Annotated in this window: 2 protein-coding genes; both read right to left on the bottom strand. The window is 65.0% G+C overall.

Features of this window, described 5'->3' with window-relative positions; translation table 11 throughout:
• Positions 1–672: aminotransferase class I/II-fold pyridoxal phosphate-dependent enzyme (locus ENZ74_RS31145; protein ID WP_127313275.1), on the bottom strand; the 672-nt coding region annotated here is incomplete at its 3' end.
• Positions 665–1,570 carry a homocysteine S-methyltransferase family protein gene (locus tag ENZ74_RS31140; RefSeq protein WP_013531135.1) on the bottom strand — a complete coding sequence of 302 codons (906 nt, stop codon included), beginning with the start codon at positions 1,568–1,570 and terminating at the stop codon, positions 665–667. The genes ENZ74_RS31145 and ENZ74_RS31140, both read right to left, overlap by 8 nt.
• Positions 1,571–1,678 lie beyond the last annotated feature (108 nt).

Below are 1,678 nucleotides of genomic sequence, written 5' to 3'. Positions count from 1 at the left end.
TCCTGGCAGCGAGCGCGGCGAGACGTGCTCGCCGCCGCCGAGCGTCCAGTAGACTTCGTCCGACAGCAGCCAGAGGTCGTGCTCCCGGCAGACTTCTGCCAACTGTTCCAGCCGCTCGCGCGAATAGACCGCACCGGTCGGATTGTTCGGCGTGTTGATCAGGATGGCGCGCGTGTTCGGCCGGATTGCCGCGCGGATCATGTCGGCTCGCGGCTGGAAGCCATCCTCGGCCGGTGTCTCGACGACGGTGAAATCAGCGCCAGCGGCGCTGAACGTGTTGGGATAGGTGGCATAATAGGGTGCCACGACGATGGCGTGATCGCCCTGGTCGAGCACGCCCTGCACGGCCGCGTAGAGTGCGGCCTGGCCGCCCGGCGTGGCGATCACCTGATCCGGCGATGTCTCGACGCCGGTGCAGGCGCTCGAGGCTGCGGCCATCGCCTTGCGCAGGCGCGGCAAGCCGGGAAGCGGGGTGTAGTGATGATTGCTGCCGCGAACCGCGGTCACACAGGCTTCAATGGTCTGCGAAGGCGTGTCGAAATCATGGTCGCCAACCGACAGCATGATGATGTCTTCGCCGGCCTCCTTGCGCGTCCAGGCGGCGAAATGGACTTCCCAGCCGTCCTTGCCCGAAGGCACGATGCCGGAAATGCGCGATGATGGTCTAGGCATGCAAAACTCCCGAAATTTCGTAGCCGGCCTGTTCGAGCCGGTCGCGCAGGGCGGCGATGTGCGGTGGTCCGACTTCGCAGCAGCCGCCAACGATGCTTGCGCCAGCCTCCACCCAGCCGATCGCCTGGTCTGCATAGGCATCCGGGCCAAGGTCGTGACGAGCGTGCAGCACATCGACGGTGCCGCCGTGCTTAAGTGCTTCGGTTGACGTGAAGCCATTGGCATATGCGCCGACCGGGCCGCCGAGGCCGATCAGTTCAGGCAAAGCCGCGGCGATTGCTTCCGGCCGGCAGCAATTGACCAGCCGCGCTGCGACTGCCAGGCCGTCGAGCGCGCTTGCCGCGGTGGCAATGGCTTCGCCGCTGCGCAGCCGCGGCTTGCCGTGGTCAGCCAGCGTCCACGATACCCATACCGGCTTGCCGCTTTCCGATGCAGCGGTCACCGCTGCGCGGGCTTCGTCCGCCGACGCCATGGTTTCACACAGGAACAGGTCGACGCCATCGGCCTGCTCGGCAACGATGCGGCGGTAAATCTCGAGCGTCTCCTCGAAGGAAATGGTCAGTGCCGGTGCATAGCTGCCGAAAAGCGGCGACAGGCAACCGGCGATGGCTGCATCGCCGGCCTCGTCGCGGGCCTGCCTGGCCAATTCGATGCCGCGCTTCTGCAATGGCTTGAATAGGTCTTCCGCACCTTCGCGCGCCAGGCGTTCGGGTGTCGCAGAATAGGTGTTGATGGTGATGACACGTGCGCCGGCACGGATGAATTCCGCGTGCAGGTCGCGCACCAGATCCGGTTCGTCGATCAGCACCCTGGCCGACCATAGCGGCGTCGGCTCGGATTGGCTGCGGCGGACCAGTTCCTGGCCCATGCCGCCATCGGTGAGGATGATTTTCTTCATGCGCGCAGCCTTTCGTTCTTCGGATCCCACAGCGGTTCATCCTTCTGCACGATTGCCTGAAAGCGGTCACCGAAGATTTCGACCTCGACTGATGTACCTGGTTTGGCC

Source organism: Mesorhizobium sp. M7A.F.Ca.CA.002.15.2.1 (assembly GCF_003998715.1).
Classification (GTDB): domain Bacteria; phylum Pseudomonadota; class Alphaproteobacteria; order Rhizobiales; family Rhizobiaceae; genus Mesorhizobium; species Mesorhizobium ciceri.
This window is presented reverse-complemented; position numbering and strand designations above follow the sequence as displayed.